This window comes from Vibrio genomosp. F10 str. ZF-129, from assembly GCF_000287055.2.
In the GTDB taxonomy this organism is placed as follows: Bacteria; Pseudomonadota; Gammaproteobacteria; order Enterobacterales; family Vibrionaceae; genus Vibrio.
On the sequence record NZ_AJYQ02000077.1, the window covers coordinates 1 to 705 of the forward strand.

Here is a 705-nt window from a genome sequence, read left to right on the forward strand (position 1 = left end):
TTGCGAATCACTCTTAAATGCTTTGTTATGCAATTACTCCCACTCAACCACGGAACCAAATAAGCAATGAAGAAACAATGCGCCTTCGTCGTTTAAATAGTAATTAGGTGTAGAAGAACCGGCTAATGTAGGTACAGATACAATTACAAGTCCATGAGATGCTAGAGCATGACCAACAGATCTAGCGACTTGCCTTTCACTCTGCTCTTTGAGTAACTTCAACTGATAACAATTTAAGCTGTTAACCGCAGATGAAAACTGCATAAAGTGTTCATAATTCACAGAACCACGCACGTAAGCAGAGAAAACTGTCCCTATTAATGAAGGCTTTTCAATATCATCTGATGTGTTCAGCAACAGCAATAAGTTATCATTAACTCTAGCTTGATGTTCGGAATCTTCAGATAACTTTCGGAAGAACTCATCCCTTTCAACTGTAGATACTTCCCCCAGATGGAATACGAATTTTTGTAGCTTTTTAATGAAATAGTAATCGCTAATACTACATCCGAAGTTTTTGAGTTTTACTATCAGCCCTAATAGAGGAATATTGCCGAGCAACTCGTCACTAATCTGCGTGTCTAAAAAAGCTTCTGTTAAGTCTAAAGCAGCATCAACACCATCTTTTCTATTGATTGTTTTAATTAGCTCATTACCCACTTTCTTCTCCAATTGCATAACGCCTTACTAAGTGGCGCTGCCACT

General features: G+C 38.2%; 1 protein-coding gene. It reads right to left on the reverse strand.

What is annotated here, in order from left to right:
• Positions 1–33: 33 nt before the first annotated feature.
• Complete coding sequence (locus tag A1QO_RS07790; RefSeq protein ID WP_141707122.1) at positions 34–660, reverse strand: hypothetical protein; 627 nt, start codon at positions 658–660, stop codon at positions 34–36.
• Positions 661–705: the final 45 nt, after the last annotated feature.